Raw genomic sequence first — 6,764 nt, 5'->3', positions numbered from 1 at the left:
CAAAGTAGACAGTTTAATTAATTAAAATTAGATTATCTACTTGGAGGTATTTTTTGTGGGAAGAAAACCAAAATTTAGTTTAGAGAATTATTATAGATTTAGAAATTTAATAGTATTACTTCAATTTCATAACTCTTTAGTATTTTACTATTATTATTTTATATTATTTTAGGAAATTTTATAGATAGCATTTTTGCCTATGAAGAATTTGTAAATTTATTGCCCGGGGAAAGTACTATCTTAAGCGATTAGGGTTTATATTAAAAATAAATGAACTTTATTTAAGGTTTAGGGAAAATATGGTCAACAGAACGATATTACATTAAATTAAAAAAGTTCAAAATGGACAGGAAGCAAAAACAAAGAAGATTTGGATAAAGAATCCTTTAATTAGAAAGGTTTCAATTTTTATCAATCAAGCTTTGGGTCGATAAATAGTATTATAATAAAAGATAAAAGAAGGAAATATATTAGACAATAAAAGTCTTAAAAATAACGAACATTATTTTTATCAGTATAAACATTTAACAATCTATCTTTATGGATTTTATCCTATTTTGGAATTGACCAAATAAGTTAACTGCATACAATCTATAACCTTTGGATATTTGATGTTTATATTAGTTATTGTTAAAGATATGATTTAGGTAAAGTCTGTTTGGTCAAGATATTGGGGATAGGATCTAAAAGAAACTTGGTCATTTACTACTTAGAATATATTCTATGTATTGACATCTAAGATATAACAAAGGATGGAAAGGGAAAATCTCAGCCTGGTTCTCTATAATAGGTTTTATTTGTGCAATATTTATCTTTATTAGAGGGAATATTTTATTACTAGAACCCATAATTATAGATGGATAAATATAAAATTTTTGTAACAATTACAAAATGTATAAAAAGTAGCAAAAACTTGACAATTGTTAAACAATAATAAAACCTAGTAAAATCAACGGAATTACAAATTTGATAAAAATTATATTATGATTGCAGACATGGATACAATACATGGTAACCATGTTGTCTTATTTGTGGAGACAATTGTATATAAATTATAATATAATTATAGGCTACAAAAAATGCAAGAGGTAAATTTTATTGTTTATAGAAATAAATGGGCAATTTTCAATTAAAATTACAGAAAAATTAACAATGATTGTGTAAGAATTGACAGTCTTTTACAGAGGCCTTTTATGTACAAGAAAAGTGTTTAATGTTATAATATAGAAGGAAAATTATAGACCTAGGTAAATTAGGACTAATTATTTAATGGGGAATTTTAAAATATTAATAGAGAGGTGGAAGCGAATGAAACTTGACAATCTCACTTTCAAAGGTGGGGTACATGTACCACATAGCAAAGAGTTGACAGAAAAGAAGGCTCTGGAATATGCAAAGGAACCAAGCATAGTATATATACCTTTACATCAGCATACAGGTGCACCTTGCGAACCTATAGTTAACGTAGGTGACAGAGTTAAGGTAGGACAAAAAATTGGACAATCCCAAGCATTTGTATCGGCGCCTGTTCACTCTAGCGTTACTGGAACAGTAAAGAGTATAACAACAATAACTACACCTACTGGTATCAATGCAACTTGTGTAGTTATTGAGTCAGATGGTACTAATGAAATGGATGAAACAATTAAACCTAAGGGAGGTCTAGAACAACTTTCTTCAAAGGAAATAATTGACATCATCAAAGAAGCAGGAATAACAGGCATGGGTGGAGCAGGATTTCCTACTCACGTAAAATTATCACCGCCGCCTGAGAAAAAAATTGATACAGTTATTATAAATGGTGCAGAATGTGAGCCATTTCTAACCTCAGACCATAGGTTAATGCTAGAAATGCCAGAAAAGATTATATTTGGATTAAAGGCGATAATGAAAGCATTAAACGTGGAAAAAGGCTTTATAGGTATTGAGAATAATAAGATGGATGCAGTAGATGCCCTAAAAGCAGTAATTAAACCTCAAGATAATATTCAAATAGTTACTTTAAAAGCAAAGTACCCACAAGGTGATGAAAAAAGGCTTATTAATGCTACGACTGGTAGAAAGGTACCCTCTGGTGGACTACCAATGGATGTCAGTTGTGTAGTAAACAATGTGAGTACAGCTAAAGCTGTAGCTGAAGCTATATTGGAAGGTAAACCTTTATATGAAAGAGTTGTAACTGTTACGGGCAATGGCGTCAATGAACCTAGAAACCTTATAGTGAAGATAGGGACACCATTCCAAGAAGTAATAAATCAAGCTGGTGGCTTCAATGGAGTACCAGGTAAAGTAATTATGGGCGGACCTATGATGGGACTAAGTCAATTCTCAACAGAGGTACCAGTAATTAAAGGTTCAGGAGGAATTCTTGTTCTTACTGAAAAAGAAGCTGCGGCTCAGAAGGTTTCACCATGTATAAAATGTGGCAAATGTATAGAGGCCTGTCCAGTACATTTACAACCTCTATTTATCTCAGCATATGCTCTAAAGAATGATTTCCAAGGTGCTGAGAAACACGGAGCTTTAGATTGTGTTGAATGTGGATCGTGTTCTTTTATATGCCCTGCAAAGAGGCCATTAGTAGAATCAATAAGATTTGCAAAGAGAGAAGTTCTTGCAAAGAGGAAAAAATCATAGTAGCTAGGAGGAAATTTAATGGAAGGTAAAGTGTTAAACACTACAATGACAGATTCAGCTATTCCAGATATGCTAATAGTATCTTCTTCACCTCATATTAGATCAAATGAATCTGTTAGAAGAATAATGTTAGATGTAATAATAGCTTTAATACCAGCCATAATTGGCTCAGTTTATTTCTTTGGACTTAATGCTTTAAAATTAATATTAATATCTGTAGCATCAGCTTTATTTTTTGAGGCAGCAATACAGAAATTATTTAAAAAAGAAATTACTATAAATGATTATAGTGCAGTGATAACAGGCATTTTGATAGCATTTAATCTACCAGCTAATGCACCTTGGTGGATTCCAGTGTTTGGTTCTGGATTTGCTATTATCATAGTTAAGCAATGCTTCGGTGGAATAGGTTCTAACTTTATGAATCCAGCATTAGCAGCTAGAGCAGTATTACTTGCTTCATGGCCAAATATCATGTCGAATTTTGTGTTGCCGGGAGCAGATGCTGTTGCAGGTGCAACACCACTAGCCATAATGAAGTACGGTGCAGCAGATGCAGGGGCTTCTGCTACAGTTGCTCAAGCAGCTGCAGAATTACCATCATTAATGGATATGTTTATTGGGAACGTAGGAGGAGCGATTGGTGAAACCTCAGCATTATTATTACTTATAGGTGCCCTATATTTAATAATTAGAAAAGTTATAAACTGGAAGACTCCTGTTGTTTATATAGGAACAACTGCTATACTGTTACTTCTATTAGGAGTTGAAGCAGATCAACTTATGTATCATATATTAGGTGGAGGATTAATACTAGGAGCATTTTTTATGGCTACAGATTACTCAACTACACCTGTTACACCTCTTGGTCAAATAATATTTGGATTAGGTGCAGGAGCTTTAACTGCTCTTATTAGGGTAAAGGGTGGATTCCCTGAAGGTGTTTCATATTCTATTCTTTTAATGAATGTTGCAAGCCCACTAATAGAGAAGTTTACTGCACCAAAAATATTTGGGAGGGCGAAATAGATGAAAGAAACTATAAAACTAGGATTAATTTTATTTATTATTACAGCAATATCAGCAGGAGTTCTAGCTGTATCAAATAATTTAACTAAAGGAAAAATTGCTGAGTTAGAAATGGCAGGCAGCATGGAAGCCTTAAAGGAAATATTTGGTGAAGACAGTAAATTTAAGCCTTTAGATGAAGGAAAATTTAGCGAGATAAAAGGAAACAACGAATCAGTTGTAGAAATATTTGAAGCATATAGTGGTGAAAATCTAAATGGATATGCTATAAAAATGGTGTCTAAAGGATTTGGTGGAGACCTTGTTACATTAACTGGTTTTTCAATAGATGGAAATGTAAAAGGCATGAGATTAGTAGAACACTCTGAAACAAAAGGACTAGGTTCAAAGGCTGCTGAGCCAGAATTTTATAGTAAATTTGCAGATAAGAGTACAGCAGAGGAAATAACTGTTGAAACTATATCAGGTGCTACAGTAACTTCTAAAGGTGTTATGGCTGGTGTAAATGCAGCTAGAGAAGTATTTAATACACAACTTTCAAACTAATGTAAGTGGAGGTGGAAAGAGTGAAATTATCAAAAGTATTTAAAAATGGCATTATTAATGATAATCCTATATTTGTACAATTAATAGGTATGTGCTCAACATTAGCTGTTACTACTAATGTCTCAAATAGTTTAGCAATGGGGCTAGCAGTAGTTGCAGTATTAGTAGGTTCAAACCTAGTAATATCTTTACTTCGAAATATAATTCCAGATAAAATTCGTATCCCAGCATTTGTTGTTGTAATAGCAACTTTTGTTACTATAATTGAAATGTTTATGAAGGCTTATGCTCAACCTATTTATCAAGCATTGGGTATATTCCTTCCATTAATAGTAGTAAATTGTATAATACTTGCCCGTGCAGAAGCTTTTGCATTTAAAAATGGTATCATACCTTCAATAGTAGATGGACTTGGAATGGGACTTGGTTATACTATTGCACTTGTGGTTCTAGGGAGTATAAGAGAAATATTTGGAGCAGGAACTTTCTTAGGAAAATCATTATTTGGAGCTAGTTTCCAACCTGCAGGAATCCTTGTAGCACCTCCAGGAGCATTTATTGTACTTGGACTATTGATAGGAATTTTCAATGTAGTTAGAAGAAGAAAAGCTTCTAGCGAAATTTAAATAAGGAGGAAAGCTAAATGAGTATAGCAGCAATATTGATTAGTACAATTTTTGTAAACAACTATGTATTAGCTCAATTCCTAGGGATTTGCCCATTTCTTGGAGTATCAAATAAGATGGAAACTGCAACCGGGATGGGTGTTGCAGTAACTTTCGTAGTTACATTATCATCTATAATTACTTATTTTATTCAGCATTTAATTTTGGACAAAATGGGAATAGGGTATTTACAAACAATTGTTTTTATATTAGTTATAGCAGCATTGGTTCAATTTGTTGAAATAGTTCTTAAAAAAATGTCTCCTACATTATATAATGCATTGGGAGTTTATTTACCACTTATCACTACAAACTGTGTAGTATTAGGTGTTGCGATTTTAAATATAAAAGAAGGATATAATTTAGTTCAAACGACTTTTAATGCTATAGGGGCTTCCGTAGGCTTTACACTAGCCTTGGTACTTATATCAGGTATTAGAGAAAAACTTGAAATAGCAGATATACCTGAAGCTTTGAAAGGATTTCCTATAGCCTTAATTACTGCAGGATTGATGTCCATAGCCTTTTTAGGCTTTAATGGGCTTGTATAGGAGGTAAAGACATGACTGATATATTAAATCCAATGTTAGTAGTAGGTGCAATGGGGTTAATTTCTGCAGTTCTTCTAGCCATAGCATCTAATGTATTTGCAGTAGAAATTGACCCAAAGGTAGAAAAAGTTAGATCAGTATTACCTGGGGCCAATTGTGGTGCTTGTGGATTCCCAGGATGTGACGGTTTAGCAAATGCTATAGCAGAAGGTAGGGCTCCTGTTAATGCTTGTAATGTTGGTGGAAAACCAGTTGCTGAACAAATAGCAGATATTATGGGAGTTAATGCAGCAAATGTAGAGAGAAAGGTAGCTACAGTTCTTTGTCAAGGTGATTGCAATAAGGCAAAAGAAAAATATAAATATGAAGGTATTAAAGATTGCAGAGCTGCTAATATATTACAAGGTGGTAGCAAAACTTGTTCCTTTGGATGTTTAGGCTGTGGAACTTGTAAAGATGTTTGCGCTTTTGATGCCATAGAGATAATTGATGGAGTAGCTTTTATAGATAAAGAAAAATGTACTTCTTGTATGAAATGTATAGAAGTCTGTCCTAAATCTATTATTGAGTTAGTGCCATACGATAATCAATTCGTTGTAAAATGTAAGAGTAAAGATACTGGTAAGGAAGTAAGAAGCAAATGTAGTATAGGATGTATAGGATGTCAAATCTGTGTTAAAAATTGTCCAGAGAATGCGTTTAGTTTCGAAAATAATTTAGCAAAAATTAACTATGAGAAATGTATAAATTGTGGAGTTTGTGCTGAAAAATGTCCTACTAAAGCTATATACTCTAATTCAGCTAAGGATATAGCAGTTTAATATTAAGAGCCTATAAAGGCTCTTTTCTTTTTCTTAAAATGTAACTTGTAAATAAAAAATATAAATGGTAAACTAATAATGTATGAAAATTAGCTTGACCATTTGGATAAAGGATGATTTATATGACAAAAGCTGATAAAATTTTAATAATCGTTATTATAGCAATTAGTTTGGTTTCTTTAGGATTTATTAAGAACAGTGCTACTGGGTATAAAGAAAAGTATATTAGCATTCAAGTGGATGGTAAAGAATATAAAAAGATAATATTTGATAAATCAGTGATTGGAAAAACTATACCTATTGAAACTGAATTTGGATATAATTTAATTGAAATTGGAGATGGTGAGGTAAAAGTTATAGATGCAGATTGTCCTGATAAATTAGATGTATTGCAAGGAACAATATCTAAAGCTGGTGAGATAATAGTATGTTTACCAAATAAGTTAGTTGTAGAGATAAAAGGAGCAGAAGAAATAAGAGACGTGGATTATATAAGCAATTAAGGATGATAGAAA

7 protein-coding genes are annotated in these 6,764 nt (G+C 32.3%); all 7 read left to right on the top strand.

Translation table 11 applies throughout. The features are described from left to right. Positions 1–1,308: 1,308 nt before the first annotated feature. The 7 genes from rsxC (at position 1,309) to RDK80_RS17185 (ending at position 6,752) form a co-directional block, all read left to right on the top strand. On the top strand, positions 1,309–2,637 hold the full coding sequence (rsxC, locus tag RDK80_RS17215; RefSeq protein ID WP_094899360.1) for an electron transport complex subunit RsxC: 1,329 nt from the start codon (positions 1,309–1,311) through the stop codon (positions 2,635–2,637). An 18-nt stretch (positions 2,638–2,655) separates the two neighbouring features. Further along, a complete protein-coding gene (locus RDK80_RS17210) occupies positions 2,656–3,666 on the top strand; it encodes an RnfABCDGE type electron transport complex subunit D (RefSeq protein ID WP_094899362.1) in 1,011 nt (336 codons plus the stop codon). After that, a complete protein-coding gene (locus tag RDK80_RS17205) occupies positions 3,667–4,212 on the top strand; it encodes an FMN-binding protein (protein WP_094899363.1) in 546 nt (181 codons plus the stop codon). 20 nt (positions 4,213–4,232) lie between these two features. Further along, positions 4,233–4,838 (top strand): electron transport complex subunit RsxE, encoded by a 606-nt coding sequence (gene rsxE / locus RDK80_RS17200; protein ID WP_094899365.1) that lies wholly within the window; start codon positions 4,233–4,235, stop codon positions 4,836–4,838. 17 nt (positions 4,839–4,855) lie between these two features. Next, positions 4,856–5,428 carry an electron transport complex subunit RsxA gene (rsxA, locus tag RDK80_RS17195; RefSeq protein ID WP_094899368.1) on the top strand — a complete coding sequence of 191 codons (573 nt, stop codon included), beginning with the start codon at positions 4,856–4,858 and terminating at the stop codon, positions 5,426–5,428. An 11-nt stretch (positions 5,429–5,439) separates the two neighbouring features. Beyond that, entirely contained in the window at positions 5,440–6,249 is an 810-nt protein-coding gene (rnfB, locus tag RDK80_RS17190; protein WP_094899370.1) for an RnfABCDGE type electron transport complex subunit B, read from the top strand. 122 nt (positions 6,250–6,371) lie between these two features. Continuing rightward, positions 6,372–6,752, top strand: a complete 381-nt coding sequence (locus tag RDK80_RS17185; RefSeq protein ID WP_094899372.1) for a NusG domain II-containing protein — start codon at positions 6,372–6,374, stop codon at positions 6,750–6,752. Positions 6,753–6,764 lie beyond the last annotated feature (12 nt).

Origin of the sequence: uncultured Tissierella sp. (assembly GCF_902479755.1) — a bacterium.
Taxonomy (GTDB): Bacteria; Bacillota; Clostridia; order Tissierellales; family Tissierellaceae; genus Tissierella; species Tissierella carlieri.
The sequence above is the reverse complement of the archived record's forward strand: the minus strand, read 5'-3'. Positions and strand labels throughout refer to the sequence as shown.